14 protein-coding genes are annotated in these 19,901 nt (G+C 67.4%); 9 read left to right on the top strand and 5 right to left on the bottom strand.

Going from position 1 to position 19,901, the window contains the following annotated elements:
- Position 1: 1 nt before the first annotated feature.
- Positions 2 to 862, top strand: coding sequence for a glucose-1-phosphate thymidylyltransferase RfbA (rfbA, locus tag GV007_RS11310; protein ID WP_160072641.1), 861 nt, complete (start codon positions 2 to 4; stop codon positions 860 to 862).
- Between the two features lie 89 nt (positions 863 to 951).
- Here the strand turns inward: rfbA and GV007_RS11305 are convergent, their stop codons facing one another.
- Entirely contained in the window at positions 952 to 1,995 is a 1,044-nt protein-coding gene (locus GV007_RS11305; protein ID WP_160072639.1) for a glycosyltransferase, read from the bottom strand.
- A 94-nt stretch (positions 1,996 to 2,089) separates the two neighbouring features.
- Here GV007_RS11305 and GV007_RS11300 point away from each other — a divergent pair, with 94 nt between their 5' ends.
- The 6 genes from GV007_RS11300 (at position 2,090) to GV007_RS11275 (ending at position 11,816) form a co-directional block, all read left to right on the top strand.
- On the top strand, positions 2,090 to 3,799 hold the full coding sequence (locus GV007_RS11300) for a rhamnan synthesis F family protein (RefSeq protein ID WP_160072637.1): 1,710 nt from the start codon (positions 2,090 to 2,092) through the stop codon (positions 3,797 to 3,799).
- A gap of 73 nt (positions 3,800 to 3,872) precedes the next feature.
- Positions 3,873 to 4,505, top strand: a complete 633-nt coding sequence (locus GV007_RS11295) for a hypothetical protein (protein WP_160072635.1) — start codon at positions 3,873 to 3,875, stop codon at positions 4,503 to 4,505.
- 107 nt (positions 4,506 to 4,612) lie between these two features.
- Positions 4,613 to 5,830, top strand: coding sequence for an acyltransferase family protein (locus GV007_RS11290; protein WP_160072633.1), 1,218 nt, complete (start codon positions 4,613 to 4,615; stop codon positions 5,828 to 5,830).
- Complete coding sequence (locus GV007_RS11285) at positions 5,827 to 7,071, top strand: alginate O-acetyltransferase AlgX-related protein (RefSeq protein ID WP_160072631.1); 1,245 nt, start codon at positions 5,827 to 5,829, stop codon at positions 7,069 to 7,071. Before GV007_RS11290 ends, GV007_RS11285 begins: the two co-directional genes overlap by 4 nt.
- Before the next feature lie 62 nt (positions 7,072 to 7,133).
- The gene (locus tag GV007_RS11280) at positions 7,134 to 8,195 is read left to right on the top strand and encodes an NAD-dependent epimerase/dehydratase family protein (RefSeq protein WP_160072629.1); all 1,062 of its coding nucleotides are present in this window, start codon (positions 7,134 to 7,136) and stop codon (positions 8,193 to 8,195) included.
- Positions 8,196 to 8,465: 270 nt separating this feature from the next.
- Entirely contained in the window at positions 8,466 to 11,816 is a 3,351-nt protein-coding gene (locus GV007_RS11275; protein WP_160072627.1) for a hypothetical protein, read from the top strand.
- Between the two features lie 152 nt (positions 11,817 to 11,968).
- Here the strand turns inward: GV007_RS11275 and GV007_RS11270 are convergent, their stop codons facing one another.
- The 3 genes from GV007_RS11270 to GV007_RS11260 all read right to left on the bottom strand — a co-directional run bounded on the left by GV007_RS11270 (position 11,969) and on the right by GV007_RS11260 (position 16,005).
- Complete coding sequence (locus GV007_RS11270) at positions 11,969 to 13,171, bottom strand: ABC transporter ATP-binding protein (protein ID WP_201297672.1); 1,203 nt, start codon at positions 13,169 to 13,171, stop codon at positions 11,969 to 11,971.
- Positions 13,171 to 13,980, bottom strand: coding sequence for an ABC transporter permease (locus tag GV007_RS11265; RefSeq protein ID WP_181062634.1), 810 nt, complete (start codon positions 13,978 to 13,980; stop codon positions 13,171 to 13,173). Before GV007_RS11265 ends, GV007_RS11270 begins: the two co-directional genes overlap by 1 nt.
- Positions 13,981 to 14,163: 183 nt before the next feature.
- Positions 14,164 to 16,005, bottom strand: a complete 1,842-nt coding sequence (locus tag GV007_RS11260) for a rhamnan synthesis F family protein (protein ID WP_201297670.1) — start codon at positions 16,003 to 16,005, stop codon at positions 14,164 to 14,166.
- Positions 16,006 to 16,125: 120 nt separating this feature from the next.
- On the opposite strand from GV007_RS11260, the gene GV007_RS11255 reads away from it, so the two are divergent.
- Positions 16,126 to 17,418 carry a glycosyltransferase family 2 protein gene (locus GV007_RS11255; protein ID WP_201297668.1) on the top strand — a complete coding sequence of 431 codons (1,293 nt, stop codon included), beginning with the start codon at positions 16,126 to 16,128 and terminating at the stop codon, positions 17,416 to 17,418.
- Positions 17,419 to 17,504: 86 nt separating this feature from the next.
- Here the strand turns inward: GV007_RS11255 and GV007_RS11250 are convergent, their stop codons facing one another.
- Positions 17,505 to 18,362 carry an NAD-dependent epimerase/dehydratase family protein gene (locus GV007_RS11250; RefSeq protein ID WP_160072623.1) on the bottom strand — a complete coding sequence of 286 codons (858 nt, stop codon included), beginning with the start codon at positions 18,360 to 18,362 and terminating at the stop codon, positions 17,505 to 17,507.
- Between the two features lie 149 nt (positions 18,363 to 18,511).
- Between GV007_RS11250 and GV007_RS11245 the strand changes: the two genes are divergently transcribed.
- Complete coding sequence (locus GV007_RS11245; RefSeq protein WP_160072621.1) at positions 18,512 to 19,894, top strand: hypothetical protein; 1,383 nt, start codon at positions 18,512 to 18,514, stop codon at positions 19,892 to 19,894.
- The last annotated feature ends 7 nt before the right edge of the window (positions 19,895 to 19,901 follow it).

The following is a 19,901-nucleotide window of genomic DNA, read 5'->3' as shown; positions in this document are numbered from 1 at the left end:
CATGAAGGGAATCATCCTGGCAGGCGGCTCCGGCACGCGTCTGTGGCCGATCACCAAGGGCATCTCCAAGCAGCTCATGCCCATCTACGACAAGCCGATGATCTACTACCCGCTGTCGACGCTCATGATGGCGGACATCCGCGAGGTGCTGATCATCACGACTCCCGAGTACAACGAGCAGTTCCGCGCCCTGCTGGGTGACGGCTCGCAGCTCGGGATGCGCATCGAGTACGCCGTGCAGCCGTCGCCGGATGGGCTCGCGCAGGCGTTCATCATCGGCGAGGAGTTCATCGGCGACGACTCGGTCGCGCTGGTGCTCGGCGACAACATCTTCCACGGCTCTGGGCTCGGATCGTCGCTGCGCGGCAACAACGTGCTCGACGGCGGCCTGATCTTCGCCTACCACGTGTCGAACCCGGTCGCGTATGGCGTCGTCGAGTTCGATGAGCACAACAAAGCCGTGTCGATCGAGGAGAAGCCGGAGGTGCCGAAGTCGAACTACGCGGTGCCCGGCCTCTACTTCTACGACAACGACGTGGTCGAGATCGCGAAGAGCGTGGAGCCTTCCGCGCGTGGCGAGCTCGAGATCTCGAGCGTCAACTCGGCGTACCTGGATGCGGGCAAGCTGCAGGTGCAGGTGCTCGACCGTGGCACGGCGTGGCTGGATACCGGCACGTTCGAGTCGATGATGCAGGCGAGCGAGTACGTTCGCGTGATCGAGGACCGTCAGGGCTTCAAGATCGGCTGCATCGAGGAGATCGCGTGGCGCGCCGGGTGGATCGACGACGCGCAGTTCGCGGAGCTCGCGAAGCCGCTGCAGAAGAGCGGATACGGACGCTACATGCAGGGGCTCCTCGCGTAGCGAGCCCCGCTTGGCGGTGAAGGCCGTGGCCCCTCGGGGTCACGGCCTTCGTCGTCCGCGCGACGCTCGACGTCAGCGCTCTTGGGTGGTCAGCGCTCGTCGCGCTCCCGCAGCGACTGGAAGAGGTCGCGGGCGATGTCGTAGCTCCCGCGCGAGTAGCTCGCGTAGCGGCCCCGCAGAGTCCACTTGAGGACGCGGGGGAGGCGACGGATGCGCGAAGCCGGCAGCTCGAGTCGCTGTCGTTCGTGCGCGACCTTGCGCCGCACGTGCGCCTCCTGCTCCGGGGTGCCGCCGAGCTCGCTGACGCGACGCAGGAGCGCCACGGCGCGGCGGTAGCGGCGGAGCTGGTCGGCGGAGCCGTCCTTGGTTGCCTGCGCGATCTTCACCCGCAGGGTGGGTGCGGTCTGCCCGATCTGGTTGCCGGTGTGCTGCCGGTAGTCGATGAGGGGTTCGCGCACGACGCGGAGTCCATTCACGAGGGCCGCCGTCGTCGCGAGCCATTCGTCGTGGATCCACGGCTCTGGCGCGTTGCCGGCCCGGAAGACGAGGGATGCGCGCAGCATCATGGTCGCGCCGGTCACGAAGTTGCGGGCGGTGAGCGCCTCGAGCTGCCGCCCGTTCTCGTAGTCGCGCCATTCGGCGTCGGTGATCTCCAGCGACTCGAGGAGGGTGCCGCCAATGGGCTCGCCGTCCTCGTCGACGAGGAGCGCGTCGGAGTGCGCGAGCAGGGCCTGGTCGTCGCCGACGAGGGCGGCGAGGAGGTGCTCGACCTTCTTGGGATGCCACACGTCGTCCTGGTCGCTGGTGGCGAGGTACTCGGTGCGTGCCTCGCCGAGTGCGAACGCGAAGTTCGCGCTCACCCGCAGCGGCTCGTCGCGGGTGTAGATGCGGAACGCGCGGTCGGAGGCTTCCAGCACGCGTCGCGCGAGCTCGACCGTGCCGTCGCGCGACGCGTCGTCGGAGACGATGACCTCGGCGACGGGGTGGCTCTGCGAGAGGATGCTCAGCAGCTGCTGCTCGAGGAACTGCTCGCCGTTGTGGGTGCAGACGACCGCGGTGACGGGGGCGTCTCCGAGTCGCTGCTCGCGGGCATCCTCCTGGCGGCGTTCGGCGACGAGTCGCGAAGCTGGCATCTGCTCTCCTCTGTCTCGGTGCGCTGTGGTGCTAGCTTGGCACGAGTCTGCACGCGCTCAGGGGAGGAGTCGGCCGCAGCGGCCGCCCGCGACTATGAATCGACTTGTCATCTACCTGCTCTTCGACCGGGCGGGTTTCGCCGACGCCGGTGTGCTCCGGGCGCTGCAGGGCTTGCGGGGGCACGCCAGCGAGCTCTTCGTCGTTGTGAACGGCTCGGTGACCGACGCTTCGCGCGAGTCGCTCGCCTCCGTCGCCGACAGGGTCTTCGAGCGACCGAACGAGGGCTTCGATGTGGGCGGCTATCGCGCAGCGCTCGAGGAGATCGGTCCGGAGCGGCTCGCGGCCTTCGACGAGGTCGTGCTCGCGAACTACACCTTCTTCGGGCCCGTCGGCGACTTCGCCGAGACGTTCGCGTGGGCGGATGCCGCGGGGCACGACGTGTGGGGCGTCACGGAGCACGGCGAGCTCACCCCGGATCCGTACACGCGACGAGGCACCCTGCCGTCGCATCTGCAATCGCATTGGATCGCAGTGCGGCGCCACGTCGTGATGAGTGACGCGTGGGCCGAGTACTGGGCGTCCATGCCCGAGATCCGGTCGTACGACGACTCGGTTCGCCACCACGAGGCGCGCTTCTCCCCGTTCTTCGCGGAGCGCGGTTTCTCGGTCGGCGCGCAGTTCCCGGCGGGCAACTTCCGGGTGGACGGGACACCCGTCGCCAACGCCAGCCTCGAGACCCCCCTGCTGCTGCTCGAGGCGGGGGTGCCCCTCGTGAAGCGCCGCGTGTTCTTCCACGACCCCGTCGAGCTCGACCACCGCGGGGTCTCGGCTCGGGACGTCGCCCTCGATCTCGAGCGACGGGGCTTCCCCGTCGACGTGCTCGTCGAGGGGACGGCGCGGTTCGCGCCCAGTCGAGTGCTCGCTGGCGGCGTCGGGGCTGGCCCTCGGGTGCTGCGGCGCGCATCGACCGCGCTGACGCACGAGTGGCTTCGAGATGCGGCGAGTGGCGACGAGTCGGCGACGATCTCGGGGCTGCACGTGCGCATCGTCCGCGGCGACTTCTGGCGCAGGCTGGCTGGCGGCGACGAGCGGCTGCTGGCAGCGGACCTGCTGCTCGTCGAGTCGGTGGCAGCGGACTCGCTGCGCTCGGCTCCGGCAAGCGCGTCGATGCTGGCGCGCCAGCGGGGCAGGAGGGTCATCTTCGAGCGAGCGGAACCGCTCGCGTGGGAGTTCGCCGACCATGGCCGCCTCGGGATGGTGGTGCCGGTGACGCCGCCCGTCGGGACGGGGCTGCTCGGTGACGGCTGGCGCGGCACGCGCACCAGGGCTGCTCTGCTCGCTGCGACGCTCGGTACGGATGCGCCGCTCGACGCGAACGCGCCGATCGCTCCGTACGCGGGGTTCGCGGCGTATCGGGTGGATGCGCTCCGACCTCTCGCGGGAGCCCTCGGCTCGCTCGGCTACGCGCCGCTCGAGTCGCGCTTCCCGGAGGGGGAGCTCGCGACGCTCCTCGACCTGATCGCGAGCAGGCTCGTGTTCGACGCCGGGTTCGCCGTCTCCGAGGCGGAGACCGCAGACGGCCTCGCGAGCGACTACGCACTGCTCGCCGCGAAGTACGAGGATCTTGTTGCCGAGTTCGGCTCGGACGTGCGAGCACCGCACCGTCTCGCGCGCGCTCGCCGGCCCGGCGGCAGCGGCTTCGCGCGGGTCGCCGCGGCCGTGCTCCGGCGTGTGCCCGCGCTCGAGGAGCCGCTCCGGCGCCTCGCCGCGGACGCCAAGGGCCTGCTGTCGCGCCTCCGCTGACCGCCCTTAGCGGCGCGGCATCAGCGGGCCCCGACCTCCGTCGGGGTACCGTGTCTGCGACTGGAGGTGGCAGATGAGCAACGGCGAGACGCCGCTCGGCGGGCAGTACGACCCTGACGAGCTCGAAGAGCTGGAGAGCCAGGCCGAGCGCCGTGGCACCGGGCGAGGGCTGATCATCGGCCTCCTCATCGCGGCGGCCGTGGCGATCGCCGCGATCGTCTTCGTGCTCATGAACCCGCTCGGGCAGCAGGCGCCGCCCGACAACACGGTGCCCGTCACGTCCTTGCCTCAGGCGACCGACGTCGCCGTCCCTGAGACGCTCATCGTCACCGCGACTCCCGTCCCGACGGTCACGGTGACCGAGACCACGACGGCGGAGCCCAGCCAGCCGGCAGAGGGATCTGCCGTGCAGGTCTCGCTCAGCCGCGTCTACTGGGTGCCGGACCAGAGCGTCATCTCCGCGGCGGCCCTCGTGTCGACGACCGACCCGGGCGGCACCTGCACGCTCATCCTGAAGAACGGGCCGGAGACGTTCGTCGCGACGGCGACGGCGACGGCACCGACCTCGGCTGACACCGACGCCTCTAGCTGCATCGTCAACCTGCGCGACCCGGCGATCAAAGCCGGTGACTGGGAAGCCGTCATGCAGTACGAGGGGCCAGCGGGCAGCGGCGTCAGCGAGCCGATGACGGTCACCGTCAGCTGATCTGAACCCCGGATTTCCGGCGTGACGGCCCGAAATGCGATTCTGCTCCCTGTGTAGGATGGAGCGCCGCCTGCTTGCGGGCGCTCGACTCCACGACCAAGGAAGCTATGCCGCTGACGCTCGACAAGGCCTTTGATCCACGGGCCAACAGCATCGGGTTCCTCCGATGGCTCCTCGCCTTCGCGGTCATCTTCGCGCACGCAGGACCCCTCGCCGGCTTCTACGGCGGGCACGACCTCGGCACGCAGATCTCCAGCGAGCAGTCCATCGGCGGCGTCGCCGTCGCAGGCTTCTTCTTCTTCTCCGGCTACCTCATCACGCAGAGTCGTCGCGGAAAGTCGACGATCTTCCGCTTCTTCTGGCGGCGGGCCCTGCGTATCTTCCCTGCCTTCTGGCTCGCGCTGCTCACGACGGCGTTCATCCTCGCCCCGATCGCCTGGCACCAGGAGACGGGCTCGATGGCTGGCTTCTGGGATGCGGACACCGATTCGCCGTTCACGTACTTCCTGAACAACATGTGGCTCGAGCTCGGCCAGCGCAACATCGCGGGCATGGGCAGCTCGCTCCCCTTCGCGAGCATCGGCGGCTTCGACTGGAACGGCTCTGCCTGGACCCTGTTCTACGAGTTCCGCGCGTACATCCTCGTGGGCGTCCTCGGCCTCTTCGGGGTGTTCTCGAACCGCATCGTCGGCGGGATCATCGCCTTCGGCATCATCGGCGTCAACTTCCTGACCTGGAGCGGCTGGGTCGAGATGACCTCGCTCAGCCCGCTGCTCACCAACCCCTTCTACCCGATGTTCTTCGCCCCCTTCGCGTTCGGCATGCTGTTCGCCCTGTTCGGGGACAAGATCCCGATCGACGACCGCCTCGCGGTCCTCGCGCTCGGCGTCGCCGGCTTCGCCTACGCGTTCGGGGGGTGGAACATGTGGGGCCAGTACGGCCTCATGTACTTCCTCATGTGGTTCGCGATCCGCACCCCGCGTCTCAACCGCTGGGAGAAGCACGGTGACCTCTCCTACGGCATCTACATCTTTGCCTGGCCCCTCATGCAGTTCGGGGCGTACTTCGGGCTGCAGAACGCCGGCTGGTTCGTGTACCACCTGGTCATCGCCGTCGCTGCGCACATCTGCGCTTACGTCTCCTGGCACCTGATCGAGAGCCCGGCGATGAGCCTCAAGAACTGGACGCCCAAGTGGCTTGCCTGGCTCCTCGCGAGAGGCGCGCCCTACGTCGACGCCGTCAAGGGCAGGATCGTCAACCCGGCCTACTCGTCGTCGAACTTCGCGACGCGAATCCGCGATGGTCACGTGGAGGCACGCCGATGACCGCGGTCGGACCAAGCGGGCTTCGTCCCGACAGCGGCTTCGAGGAGCCGAAGTCCGAGGGCGGTCGCCTGACCTGGGCGCAGCGCTGGCACCGGGTGCGGCTCATCCCGCTCATCCTCCTCATCGTCGCCGCCATCATCGCGACTCTCGCCGGCTACCAGACCCGCCAGGCCATCGCCCAGGAGCAGTTCGAGCCCCCGGAGGTCGCCCCGGCGTCGGAGGAGCCGAGGCTTCCCGCCGCTCAGTGCCAGCCAGGGCTCGTCGACACGGTGTCCGGGTCCCCGTGGACCGGCGACGAACGCGACGCCAGCGAGGCCGTCTGGAATGAGCAGATCAGGTCGAACCCGGATGCGCAGCTCTACGTGCCCGGCCAGGATGGCTGGGTCTTCTGGGGCGACACCCAGGCGAACAACTTCTCGCAGGCGCTCGGCCGCAGCTTCCTGAGCGAGGAGGAGAGCGAGGAATGGGGCGACTACTTCCGCACCATCGACGAGGACCTCAGCGCGCAGGGCATCGACTTCGTGATCCAGATCGTGCCCGCCGACTGGGCGGTGTATCCGCAGCATCTGCCCGAGTGGGCACAGGAGCTGCGAGGCCCGACCGCCTTCGACTACCTGCTGGACGCGCACCCGGATCTGCCGATCGTCGACGCCCGCCAGGACCTGCGTGACGCCGCCGCGAATGGCGCGGTCTACGCGCCGGGCAACAGCCACTGGTCGCCGTACGGCGCGGCCATCGGGTGGGAGCGGCTCGCGAGCTGCCTCGGCGCGGTCGACGACAAGTACCAGGCGCTCGCCCCGCTGCAGTTCTCCAGCGTGGGTGACATGCCGGTCATCAGCGAGTTCGCCACATATGGCTTCCCCACCACGGACACTGGCTGGGGTACCCCGGTCCTCGACCAGGCGCCGCCGAAGATGCAGGCCACCATCAACGATGGATCGGTGCTGGATGCGGATGCCGCCAAGGGGCTCGACATGCTCCAGCTCCCCGCGACGACGGTCACGGACGGCGCGCAGAGCGACCTCCGTGCCCTCATCGTGCGCGACAGCCAGGGCAACAGCGCAGGTCCGACGTGGCAGACGGGCTTCGCCGAGACGAAGCAGCTGACGAGCAACCTCGGGAGCGCCACGGAGCAGATGCCGGATGTGCTCGCCGAAGCTGCCGACTACAAGCCCGACGTCGTGATCTTCGAGATGACGGAGCGCTACCTCAACTGGATCCCGGTTCCTCCGGCCAAGTGAGTCTCCCCGTCGCCTGACGCACCCTTTCGCTAGCCTTGGGGCGATCCTTAAGGAGCAACGCCATGACGACCTGTCTGATCACCGGGGGAGCCGGGTTCATCGGATCCGCTCTCTCTCATCGCCTGCCCGAGCACTTCGACCGGGTGGTCGCCTTCGACAACCTGCACCCGCAGATCCACCCCGTTCTGGAACGACCTCGCGAACTGGACGAGCGCGTCGAGTTCGTGAAGGGCGATGTCACCTCCGCCGCCGACTGGGATTCGCTGCTCGCCGATGTCACTCCAGATGTGGTCATCCACCTGGCAGCCGAGACCGGCACCGGTCAGTCGCTGCTGGAGGCGACGCGGCATGCGCGGGTGAACGTCGTCGGCACGACGGAGATGCTGGATGCCTTCGTGCGCGCAGACAAGCTCCCCAGCAAGATCGTGCTCACCTCGAGCCGTGCGGTCTACGGCGAGGGGGCCTGGGCTGATGCTCAGGGGGTCGTGAGCTATCCGGGTCAGCGATCCGCGGCGATGCTCGAGCGTGGCGAGTGGGACTTCCCGGGGCTCTCCGCACTGCCGTTCGTCTCCTCCAAGGTGGTGCCGTCGCCGACGAGCGTCTACGGGGCGACCAAGCTCGCGCAGGAGCACATCCTGCGCTCCTGGTGCCTCTCGCTCGGTGTCACCGATGTGCTGTTCCGCCTGCAGAACGTCTACGGGCCAGGTCAGTCCCTGATCAACCCCTACACGGGCATCGTGTCCTTCTTCGCCCAGGAGGCGAAGGCCGGTCGAGTCATCCCCGTCTACGAGGACGGGCAGATCATCCGCGACTTCGTCTTCATCGACGACGTCGCGGATGCCATCACGCGTGGGGCGCTCGAGTCCGACTCCAACGCGGATGCCTACGACATCGGCTCGGGGGAGGGGACCTCCATCCTTCGCCTTGCTGAGCTCATCGCGGCGCACTACAGTGCACCGGCTCCGCAGATCAACGGCAAGTTCCGCAACGGTGATGTCCGGCACGCGTCGTGCGAGGTGTCGGAGGCGAGTGCTGCCCTGAGCTGGGAGCCCCGAGTCATGGTTTCCGAAGGGGTCGGGCGACTTTGCGACTGGATCGACGCGGAACGCGCGAACCTGGCTTGAGCTGACTTATACGGCACCAGGCGAAGATTTCCCGGATTTCTTCCTCTGGGCGTGTCGCGGCGATCGCGGACCGAACTTCGGTCCGCGATCGCCGTGTTTCCGGGCTTCCCGCGGGCCGGAATGGCACGCATGTTGTTTATGTGACTGATGTGAAAGTTGGGACGGGTGTGGAGTTCCGTGGCACATGTATGCATACTTGGAAACTGCTGAGCAGTCTCGGTGTACTCCGTGAAGGCTTCGCGCCCCAGTCGACCGACGCGTTGGGAACTCATGTTTCGCCGTACTCTTGCCATATTCGCTACCGCAGCGGTAGCAGCCTCCGGGCTGCTCGGACTGCAGCTCATCGCCTCGAGCCCGACCTCCGGCGGCATCGAGGCCGCCGCGGCGGCCGACGCCAGCGCGTTCGACCCGGGCAACCTCATCAGCGATGAGAACTTCTACAACGGCAACGCGATGTCCGCGGCCGAGGTGCAGCAGTTCCTCGTCTCGCGCAACACCTCGTCGTCGTCGACGGCGCTGCGCAACTACACGCAGGCGACGCCCTCGATGCCGGCCACACAGTACTGCTCCGCCTACTCGGGAGCAGGCGGCGGAGAATCTGCGGCCGACATCATCGCCAAGGTCGGCCAGGCCTGCAACTTCAGCCAGAAAGCCATGCTCGTGCTCCTCGAGAAGGAGCAGAGCCTCGTCTCCATGTCCAGCCCGACCCTCGGTCGGCTCGCGGCTGCGACCGGATTCGGATGCCCTGACACCGCACCCTGCGACCAGAGCTACGGCGGCTTCTTCTACCAGGTCTACAACGCGGCCCGGCAGTTCCAGAACTACAAGGCAAACCCGTACAGCTTCAACCACATCCCGTTCGCGTCGAACAACGTGCTGTACAACCCCAACTTCTCCTGCGGCTCCTCCGCGGTCTACATCTCGAACTACGCGACCGCAGGCCTCTACAACTACACGCCGTACCAGCCCAACCAGGCAGCGCTGAACAACATGTACGGCGAGGGCGACGGATGCTCTGCCTACGGCAACCGCAACTTCTGGAGCATGTACACCGACTGGTTCGGTGACCCGAAGGGTGCCGTGAGCGTGCCGTGGCTCGTCAAGGCCGAGGGCTCCTCGCAGGTGTACTTCCTGTCTGAAGACGTGCGCTACCCCGTGACCGCTTCCAAGGTCGCCGACTTCGCCTACGCACTCGGCGCCGTCTCGACGGTCCCGGCCTCGACGCTCGACAAGTACTCGACGGGTGCCGACGTCGGCGAGATCCTCGCCGGCCCGGATGGCGCGCCGTATTACATCGACGATGGCGTGTTCCGCAAGGTTCGCAACTGGACCGTGGCCGCGGACTTCGGCTACCAGCAGGGTTCCGACCTCGCGAAGATCACGCAGGAGCAGCTCGACAGGTTCAACGACGGCGGCGCACTCGAGAAGTTCGTGCAGAACACGAGCGGACAGATCTTCTTCATCGAGGGCACCACGAAGCGCGAGGTCGCGGATATCGCGGAACTCGGCGAGCAGGGCATGTACATCGGCATCACGAAGCTGAAGGACGACAAGATCGGCTTCCTGAGCGACGGCGAGCCCTTCCTGACCGGCGGCGCGATCGTCGAGAAGCTCGACGGCTCCGGCAAGGTCCTCCTTGATGCTGACCTCACGGCGCACGCCGTCCCGGCCGCACTGTCCGACTTCAGCGCGTTCAAGGCGACCGGCAGGTTCGGCCCGGCCTACGCCAAGCTCAGCCAGGGCGACGCCCTCTCGGCAGAGCCGCTCGTGAGCGATGGAACCGCGACGTACGTCCACACCGACGGCGGTCTGCTCCGCGTACCGGCCTCGACCTACGGCGCAGCGAACTTCGTGTCCATCCCAGCTGGGATCATCAGCGTCCTCGGCACGAACGGCTCCGTCACCGGCGCCCACTTCGTCCAGGAGAGCGGCAGCGACAAGATCAACCTGGTCGTCGGCGGCGAGCGAGTCGAGTTCTCCTCGAAGAGCGACGCCGAGGCAGAGGCCACGAAGCGTGGCATCTCCAGCACGATCTACACGGTGCCGGCCGGAACGCTCGACGGCATCAAGACGGGCAACGGCATCACCAACGGCGCCCTCATCAAGAGCCCAAGCAGCGACACGCTGTACGTGCTCGACGGTGCCCACCTCACCAAGGTGGCCAGCAGCGAGCTCGCCGAGGCGTACGGCTTCGGCACCAACCCGTACGTCATCACCCAGGCCTCGTTCGACCGCATCCCGATCAAGGATGCTGCGATCACGACCAACCAGTTCCGCTGCGGGGATGACGCCTACGTCGCCTCCAACAAGCAGGCGTACAAGCTCACGCCAGAGCTCGCGGCCGCCTACGGCATCGACTTCCCGACCCTCTCGGCGCAGCTCTGCGGTGTCGTCCCGAACGCCGGCAAGGCGATGACGGAGTTCATCGAGGACGGCAGCGGCAAGATGTTCTACGTCCACGACGGTGAGAAGCAGCACATCTCCTCGCCGAAGCTCGTGGTCGAGTTCGGTGCTGTCGGCAAGGTGATCAAGGTTCCGACGAGCTTCGCCGACCAGATCACCACGGGCGCGCAGCTCACGAAGCTCCCCGCAGGCTGGGGCGAGCCCACCGAGACGCCAGCGCCGACCGAGACCGCGACGCCAACTCCGACCGCGACCGCGACGGCTACACCTGAGCCAACGGCCACGGCCACGGCCACGCCTGAGCCGACTGCTTCGGCGACGCCGGAGCCCACGGCATCCGCCACGGCTGAGCCCACCGCGACTGCGACACCCGAGCCGACGAACCCGTCGCTCGAGCCGACCCCGACGTCGACGGATGCCCCTGGCACCCCCGAGCCGACGGAGACGGCGGCTCCTGAGCCCGCAGTCGAGCTCACCGCTGGCGAGGTCATCACCAACCGCGCCGGGACCGGAACCTGGATCGTGAACGGAGACGAGCTCCTGCAGGTCGGCTCCCCAGAGGTCGCCGCGCAGCTCGGGCTCGCCATCGAGAACCCACGCAGCGTGCCGGACGCGAACTTCGCGGAGTTCGGTGAGAACACCTCACCGCTCTACACCTCGGCGGTCACCGTCGGCGGCGTCTCCTACATCGGAGTCGACGGAGAGCTCGTGCCCTTCGCGACACCCGAGTACGCAGCGGCGTTCGGACTCGACTTCGCCCTGATCTCGCCCGAGGTCGGTGCGGGCCTCACGGTGTCCGCGACAGCAGAGCCCATCACGGACCGGGTCTTCGGCCCGGACGGGACCCTCTACGTCGCCAAGGAAGGCGTGCTGCACCCGGTCGACCCGTCGCTCGCGACACCGGTCGTGACCGAGACGACGACTGCGACGGCAGAGCCGACCGAGACCGGCGCCCCAGCGGCGACCGACGGCACGGGGGAGACCCCGGCAGCCGACGGCAGCCAGGACGAGGCGACCGCGACGACCGACCCGACGGCAACTGCCACCGAGGAGCCAGTCGAGACGCCGACTGAAACCCCGGCAGAGACCGCCGCAGCTGACGCCCAGGGCGACGAGACGCCAACGGCGGAGCCCACGGCGACCTCGGAGCCGACGACGTTCCAGCTGTCGCGTGAGCTGTTCTCCACCTTCCGCATCGGAGAGCCGGTCGCCGGCTGACGCCTGACCGCATGACAGAAGACCCTCGCCTCGGCGGGGGTCTTCTGCATTCTGCAGCTCCGAGACTGCAGCCACAGAGACGAAGGAACCCCCGCCACCTGGCGGGGGTTCCTTCGTCGATCATCCGGCCGAGTCTCGACCCGGCCCCCGAATCACTGGCCTGGGAGCTTGGCGACGATGCGCGCATCCATCGCCAGCACGCCCTCGAGCGCAAACGGCGAGCCTGCGTGCACACCGAACCGGAACGAGCCGGTGAGGCTGTCGACAGGAGTCGTGCTCTCGTCGCGCCACACCTCGGCGTTCACGACGTACTCACCAGGAGCGAGCGCGAGACGGTCGAGGTGGAAGTCCATGCTGCCCTGGCCGACCTGCACGGAGTCAGGCTGCCAGCCGAGCTGCTTGCAGGAGGTGCTCCAGATGCGGACCCCCTCGAGGGTCTCGATCGCGATCTTGAAGTTCGGGCGCTCGACGGGGCGCCTCGCCTCGAAGTTGAGGCGCACGGTCGGGGACTCGCCCGTCCGTACTTCGTTGTCGACGGTGCCGCCCTCGTTGACGAGCTCGATAGAGTCGATGTAGAGCTCGCCGCTGCCGTGGCGCTGGCCGCCGCCCTCGATGATCTCGGTGACGTTGCCGGAATCCCGGTACTTGTCGATGATCGCCGTGGCTGGCCCGACTTCCTGCAGCACGCCCTGCTCGAGCCAGGCGGCCCGGTCGCAGAACTCGCGCATGCCCTCGAGGCCGTGCGAGACGACGACAACCGTGCGTCCGCTCGCCTTGAAGTCGGCGAACTTCGCGCGGCACTTGGCCTGGAAGTCCATGTCGCCGACGGCGAGCACCTCGTCGACGAGCAGCACGTCGGGTTCCGTGTGGATGGAGACCGCGAAGCCGAGGCGCACGTACATGCCGCTCGAATAGTTCTTCACGGGCTGGTCGATGAACTTCTCGATGCCGGAGAAATCGACGATGGAGTCGAAGCGGCTGTCGATCTGCTGCTTCGACATGCCGAGGATCGAGCCGTTGAGGTAGACGTTCTCGCGTCCCGTCAGCTCAGGGTGGAAGCCGGAGCCCACCTCGAGCATGGCGGCGATGCGGCCGCGGGTCGTGATGGTGCCCGAGTTCGGGGAGAGGATGCCGGCGATGCACTTGAGCAGCGTCGACTTGCCGGAGCCGTTGCGGCCGAGCAGACCGAAGGTGCCGCCTTCCGGCACCTCGAAGGTCACGTCGTCGAGCGCCTTGAACTCCTCGTACTTGGCCCGCCCACCCTTCAGGACCGTCGCTTTCAGCGACTGGTTCCTGTCGTGGTAGATGCGGAAGGTCTTCGAGACGCCGGAGACGTCGACTGCTGTGCCTGCCATTAGAGCTCCTCCACGATGTTCTTCGAGAACCTGGTGAACACGAGGATGCCGATGACCAGCATCACGACGGCCCAGACGCCGATGTACAGCCAGTTCTCGAGCGGGGGCACCTGGTAGTCGTAGACGATGTTCCTGATCGACTCGAGCATGCGCTGGGTCGGGTTGAGCTGGAAGAGGAAGACGAGCGGCCACGGCTCGCCGAAGAGCAGGCTGCCCTCCTCAGTCAGCTTGTCTTGAGCCTGCTGCACCATCGTCAGCGGGAACATGACGCCGGAGGCGTAGAGCCACAGCTGTGTGAGGATGCCCCACAGGTGCTCGATGTCGCGGAAGTACACGACGACAACCGAGAGGATGAGGGCGAGGCCCAGCACGAACATGATGATGAGGATGATGAGCGGGATCATGAGCGGCAGGTACGCGAGCACCATGGGGCCGCCGATGAAGCACATGATCAGGGTGATGACCGCGATCTCGATGACGTAGGTCCACGCGTTCGCGAGGATGCGCGAGAGCGGCAGCACCCAGCGCGGGAAGTAGACCTTGCGCAGCAGATCGGCGCTCGACAGGAGCGAGCCCATGCCGCCGTTGACCGAGTTGGAGATGAAGCCCCAGCTCACGACGCCGATACCGATCCACAGGGGGAAGAAGTGCACCCCGGAGTTCGCGCCCGGAGGCGCGGAGATCTGGAAGAGCAGCCCGAAGACGAGCGAGAACGTCGCGATCTGCGCGAGCGGGTTGATGAGCGACCAGATTCGCCCGAGCGCTGTGCGCTTGTACTCCGACCGGATCTCACGGAGAGTGAGATTCACCAGGAGATTGAACGTGAGACCCCGAGACTGGGACCGCACGGAAACAGGCTTAGACATTGTCCTCCGCACACCTTGTGACGCTGGCCCCACGGAGGGGCCGCCCAAGACTAACACCAGGGTTCCAGGCCGCCTCGGAGCCTGGCGGCGCGGCTCTGGCGGGCCGCGTGTGCGGGGCTATGGGGGTCAGCGTCCGGCTCGGAAGTTGCGGTAGGCGGCCCGCGACCGGCTGTACATGGGGCGCAGGGCATTCGCGATTCCGGGGGTGCGACTCAGCACGAGGCCCTTCGCGCGTCCGAGCGGCGACTCGGCCTGCGACGCGATGTAGCGGCGGACGAGCTCGACCTGCTCGCGGAACAGCCCGGGCAGGCCGGCCGTGATCTCCTGCACCTTGTACTCGAGGAGCGTGTGCGAGATGGCCGCGTTGTGGGTGGTCAGCACGGTGCGGATGTGGAAGCCCTCGCTGATCGCGGAGTAGCCGAGCAGTCGCTCCAGGACGTGGGGGAGGCCCCCATCCGCGTACTGGCCCTCGTCGGGGAAGTCTTCCCAGGTGAACCCGGCCTGCACAAGCGGACGCAGCGACTCGGGCCGGGCGATGAACATCGACCCGAGGGGAGCCAACGGGCTCGTCTCGTCGAACTCCACGCGCATCCCGAGCTTCGCGGCCAGTTCCTTCGCGGGCTCGAGGTTCGCGAACCAGGCGCGCCCGAGCGTCGGGAAGCCCATGTGGATCATGGGCGGGAAGACCATGCCGAGCGTCGGGTGGTCGACGAACAGACGCAGCAGGTTCGTCGTGTAGCCGGGCGAGTTCAGGAGGTTCTGGAACAGGTGCTCCTTGAAGTGGCGCCCCGAGTTGAAGCCGTTCTGGGGGCTCTTCTTCGAGTGCAGCTTCACGACGATGTCGTAGCGCCCGGACTCGAGGACGTCCTTGCAGGTGAGCAGGAACGCCGAGATGTCGCGGCCGCGGTTGGAGCCCACGATGCGCACGTCGTCGTTCGGGCGACCGAGCTCGACGAGTCGCTCCTGAATGGCCTTCTGCTTGTCGGAATTCGCCGTCGTCACGACGAGGTCGTAGCCACCGGGGATCGTCTCGGCGAGCTCGACGATCTCATCGATCATCTCCTCGTAGAAGACGTGGGCGATGACGACGACGTTGAGGGCGCTCGGGTCGGCGCCACCGAGGTCGACGTCTGGCATGATCTCGAGCAGCGCCGCGTTGGTGTTCAGGATGCGCGGCTTGGCGGTCGTGCCGATGTCCTGCCAGAGCAGGTCGAGCGGGTACTTCTTCTCCTCGAGCTGCTCGAGCACGCGCTTGCCGATGATGGCGAGCTCATCCAGGTAGATGGGGTCGTGGAAGAAGAAGCGTCGCTTGACGATGGGGCAGCCGTCGGCGATGAGGACGTCGGCGAGGTTGAAGATGGGGTGCTGGTCGCCGTAGCGCGCGGAGGGGTACGCCACCCACGACGTCATGCCCGCCGACTCGAAGTAGTGCGTGAAGCGGGCCTCGTGGAGCATGACGGAGTCGTCGTAGGAGTCGATGCGCGGCATGTCATCCCAGTACGAGCGCCACGCCTCTGACGTGAACATGCTGCGGCGCACGCCGATCCAGTGCGACTGGATGTGGCGGTGCATGACCCCCGTCATGGTGATGGGGTTCGGGACGACGGCGGCGTGGTCGGTGATGCCCCAGAAATCGACGGTCTTCGCGTCGGCGTCCTCGAGCAGCGGTGCGAACGAGCCGATAGGGCCGTAGAAGGTGTAGTTGGCGAGCACGAGCTCGTCGTAGTCGCGCAGCCGGTCTGAGCCGAACTCGCGAAGCGCGTCTCGGTACGCCCAGACGTCGTAGCCGACGTTCTCGCGCTCCCACACGGTGTCGGCCACGGCTTCGAGCCGCTGACGCGAGTCGGTGGTCAGGGGGGAATTCGAGACGACGAAGATGTGCTCGGCGTGGGCACGCAGCTCGCGGAGGCAGTGCTCGACGTAGCCGCCGACGTGACCCTGCTTGTCGTAGACGAGGAAAAATACCACTCGACGCATGTGACGGGCGTCCTTTGCTCTGCTCACCGCGACCCCGGCTGGAGTCTGTCGGGGCCGGGCGCCCGTGGGCGCCAGCCGATCCCCCATGCTACAGCGGGGTAGCCTTGGCCCATGAAAATCGTCATGACCATGATGGTTCGCGACGAGGCCGACATCATCGCGGCCGTCGTGGAGCACTCGCTCGCTCAGGGCATCGACCACCTCATCGTCACCGACAACGCGTCGGTCGATGGAACTCGCGAGATCCTCGAGGAGTACGAGGCCAAGGGGGTCCTGACGCTCCTGCACGACCCCGAGCACAAGAAGCAGCAGGCCCAGGTCGTGACGCGCATGGCGCGCGCAGCTGCCGCCGAGCACGGTGCGGACTGGATCATCAACGGCGACGCCGACGAGTTCGTCTTCGCACGAGACCGCTCGCTGACCGTCCGGCAGGCGCTCGAGCACTACGGCCTCGAGCTCACGACCTTCCGAGTTCCCGTCGTCAACATGGTCGGTTCGTTCGGCCGCGAGGGCAGTGGACTCGCTCGTCTCCTCTTCCGAGACGAGCGCCCCATCGAGGAGCTGAACCGTGCAGGGGTGTTCGCTCACCCGACACCGAACGCCATCCACATCGGCTCGGCGGACGTGGAGGTCGCGCACGGCAACCACTTCGTCTCGCTCGAGCAGCAGGGCGATGTTCCTCGAGGCTTCGAGCTCGAGGTGCTGCACGTGCCGTGGCGCTCGTGGTCCCAGTTCGAGCGGAAGACCGTGGCGATGGCGCTCGGCTTCGAGGCGAACCCCGGGCTGCGCCCCAGCGCGAACCACCACGGGATGCGCGACTGGCGTCGCTACAAGGCAGGCGTGCTCGAGGACTTCTTCGCGCTGCGCATGCCGACGACCTCGGAGCTCGCCGGAGGCGGCTACGTGGAGGACACCTCGATCATCGACGCCCTCCGCGCCATCGGCGACACCGCTGTCGTGCCCGCGCAGCTCGCCGTGGTGCTCGACGACGACCACGACGAGGTCTACTCGGATGAGCAGCTGCTGCGCCTCCGCGAACGCGCTGCGCTGTTCCAGAAGTACGACGATGTCGCGCACGAGGAGGTGCGCCTGCTCCGCGAGGAGGTCGACGAGCGCAACTCGACGCTCTACCAGCGCGAGCTCGACCTGGCCGGCCTGCGAGCCGGCTACAACGAGCTCGGACAGCGCGAGGCCGAGGCGCAGACGAAGCTCTTCGAGCTCCAGCTCCGCGAGGACCGCACCGCGGCCGCCGAGCACAGTGCGGCGGACGCCCGGGCGCAGGCCGCGAGGCTCGGCGCCGAGCTGACCGGCGTCCGTCAGCAGCTGCAGACGGTCGAGCGGATGCCGTCGGTCAAGCTCGAGCGCAAGGCGCGACGTGCGGCGAAGTCGGTGCTCGGGCGCTGAGCCTCCGAGCACGAAGAAGGGGCACGGTGTCGAGTGATCGACACCGTGCCCCTTCTCCTCAGGCGTGAGCGTTCAGCCGCGAGGGATCACGAGCCTGCGCGTGCCGCCATGAAGGACTGGATCGCGGTCGCGTCTCCGTAGACCTCTTTCGAGTCGTACGGGCGGTCGGGGAAGGCGCCGTACTTCAACGCGATCTCGAGGTGGTTGTCGGCGATGAATCGCTCGACGTGCTCGCCGAGCGACACGGGCACCCCTGATCCGACGTTAACGACGCCCCGGAGCTCGTCCTGCAGAGCGACGGCGGCGATCTGCCTGCCGAGCTCCTCGACGTGGATGAAGTCGAACTTCGCCTTGCCCGAGGTGAAGGGGAACTCCGCCTTGCCAGCATCCGCGGCCTCGAGGAGCTTCGTGAAGATCGACTGGTTGTTCCGGTCGTCCCCGTAGATGTAGTAGGCGCGCAGCCACTGCAGCGTGACCTTCTCGTCGAACGCGAGGAACGACGACTTTCGGAGGGCGTCCTTCGCGATGCCGTAGAGCGACAGCGGGTTCGTGGGCGTCTCGGCGGTGATCGCACCCTCGTGCCTGCCGACCTCGTGCATCGTGCCGAGCACTGCGAGGCGCTTGACGCCTGCCTCGGCGGCGGCGTTCAGGAATCTGAAGTGCTCGGAGAGCTTGAGCATGTGCACGGGGGAGTTGTGGGCGAAGCCCGCCTCCCACGCCAGGTGGATGACGGCGGCGGGAGCCGGGTCGAGGATGCTCGAGTAGTCGGCGTCGCTGCTCAGCAGGTCGAGCTCCACGATGCTCGCATCTGGGTTCACCTTGGCGGCACCGCCGGGCCGGACGACGGCGACCACGTCGGCATCTTCGGCGAGCAGCGCGTTCACGACGTGGCGCCCGATGTATCCCCCAGCGCCGGTCACCAGCACCCGTTGGCGTTCTGTCATGACGTTCCTTTCGACAAGGCCCCCACTCTAACGGAGCACGACAGCCGCACTCCGAGGCCAGCCAGGGCGGCACACGTTCCGTGCCATGATGTTTGCTGCGGTGGACGAGGCGGCGCAGGACGCGCGGCCGCTCGCAAAAGAGGAGACGCATGACGAGAACGACAGCCAGCGTGGTCGAGACGACTCCTCCTGCTTCTCGGCTCCCTGACTGGATGCGACGAGACTGGGTCTGGGTCGTCACGGTCTTCGTCGTGGTCACCGTCTGGACGTGGCTTCGGATCCCCCTCCCGGACCACGATGTCGTCTGGGCGGAGGACGGCGTCATCTTCCTCAAGGAGCAGATCGAGCGCGGAACGCTCGCGACGCTGCTGCACCCGTACGCCGGATATCAGCACTTCCTTCCTCGCCTCTTCAGCGCGGCGGTCGTCGAGTGGGTGCCCCTCGAGTCCTACAACCGTGCGGTGTTCACCGTCTGCGTGGTGTTCGCCGGGCTCACAGCGGCCGCGACCTACCGGCTGACCCGGGGCATCATCCGCTGGATCCCTGGCCGGGTCCTCATGTCGCTCATCCCCGTCGCGGTGCCATTGCTGAGCCTCGAGATCATCGGCAACTTCGCCGACCTGCACACCTACTGCCTGTGGCTCGCCGCCTGGATCGCGCTCTCGAAGCCCGCAAGCAAGGCCGAGGGCGTGCTCTGGGGTGTGGTCGCGCTCGTGGCCTGCCTCACCGAGGTACAGGCGCTGCTCGTCGTCCCGATCGTGATCGCCAGACTGTTCTGGGACCGCAGCCTGCCCGTCATCGCGATCGCGACGGGCACGCTCGTGGGCGTCGGAACGCAGATGTTCTCGTGGCTCACGACCCCCCGCCCCATCAAGGAGGGCGTCGACATCGGCATCCCGGATGTCGTCGTCGGCTGGCTCGTGAACGCGGTGCTGCCGATCTGGAACGGGCACCGCGAGACGAACTCCATCCTGCTCGCCGAGTACGGGTGGAAGATCCTCGCGCTGGCGGTGCTGCCGTTCGCGCTCGCTGCGCTCGCCGCGCTCATCTTCGACAAGGCGTACCAGCGCTTCGCGCTCTGCGCCTTGCTGTTCATCTCCGCGGCATCGTTCGGGGGCTCGCTGCTCGTGAACCCGCACGAGTCGTTCCAGTACGCCCGGTTCGTCGGCCCCGAGTGGTTCCTCGTGCCGATCGACCTCCGCTACGGCGCGGCCGCGGCACTGTTCGTGCTCGCGGCTCTGCCGTTCGCCGCCTCGTCGCTGGTGATGCGCTTCAGCCCGAGGTTCCCGATCGCCGCGCGATCGGTGGTGCTTGTGCTCTCGACGATCGTGCTCGGCTACATCGCCATCCAGGGGCCGGAGGTCGCCTCCGCGAAGACGATGGCGAAGCCGTGGAGCGCTCAGGTCGAATCGGCCGTCGTTGCCTGCGAGGCGTCTCCGGGGTCGAGCTTCACGTTCGAGAGCGCGCCCGGCATCCGATACTTCGACCTGTCCTGCGCCGACGTGCTTGAACGGTCGAGCCTGCGCCCCTGACCTCGGA

This window comes from Pseudoclavibacter sp. 8L, from assembly GCF_902506465.1.
In the GTDB taxonomy this organism is placed as follows: Bacteria; Actinomycetota; Actinomycetes; order Actinomycetales; family Microbacteriaceae; genus Pseudoclavibacter.
Note: the sequence above shows the minus strand (reverse complement) of the source record. Positions and strands in the feature narration are given on the sequence as shown.

Bases quoted from the DNA above. Each gene is read 5' to 3' on its own strand.
- GV007_RS11245 (WP_160072621.1), top strand. From the start codon at position 18,512: ATGACGAGAACGACAGCCAGCGTGGTCGAGACGACTCCTCCTGCTTCT.
- GV007_RS11275 (WP_160072627.1), top strand. From the start codon at position 8,466: ATGTTTCGCCGTACTCTTGCCATATTCGCTACCGCAGCGGTAGCAGCC.
- GV007_RS11270 (WP_201297672.1), bottom strand. From the start codon at position 13,171: ATGGCAGGCACAGCAGTCGACGTCTCCGGCGTCTCGAAGACCTTCCGC.
- rfbA (WP_160072641.1), top strand. From the start codon at position 2: ATGAAGGGAATCATCCTGGCAGGCGGCTCCGGCACGCGTCTGTGGCCG.
- GV007_RS11300 (WP_160072637.1), top strand. From the start codon at position 2,090: ATGAATCGACTTGTCATCTACCTGCTCTTCGACCGGGCGGGTTTCGCC.
- GV007_RS11290 (WP_160072633.1), top strand. From the start codon at position 4,613: ATGCCGCTGACGCTCGACAAGGCCTTTGATCCACGGGCCAACAGCATC.
- GV007_RS11295 (WP_160072635.1), top strand. From the start codon at position 3,873: ATGAGCAACGGCGAGACGCCGCTCGGCGGGCAGTACGACCCTGACGAG.
- GV007_RS11305 (WP_160072639.1), bottom strand. From the start codon at position 1,995: ATGCCAGCTTCGCGACTCGTCGCCGAACGCCGCCAGGAGGATGCCCGC.
- GV007_RS11285 (WP_160072631.1), top strand. From the start codon at position 5,827: ATGACCGCGGTCGGACCAAGCGGGCTTCGTCCCGACAGCGGCTTCGAG.
- GV007_RS11250 (WP_160072623.1), bottom strand. From the start codon at position 18,362: ATGACAGAACGCCAACGGGTGCTGGTGACCGGCGCTGGGGGATACATC.
- GV007_RS11280 (WP_160072629.1), top strand. From the start codon at position 7,134: ATGACGACCTGTCTGATCACCGGGGGAGCCGGGTTCATCGGATCCGCT.
- GV007_RS11255 (WP_201297668.1), top strand. From the start codon at position 16,126: ATGAAAATCGTCATGACCATGATGGTTCGCGACGAGGCCGACATCATC.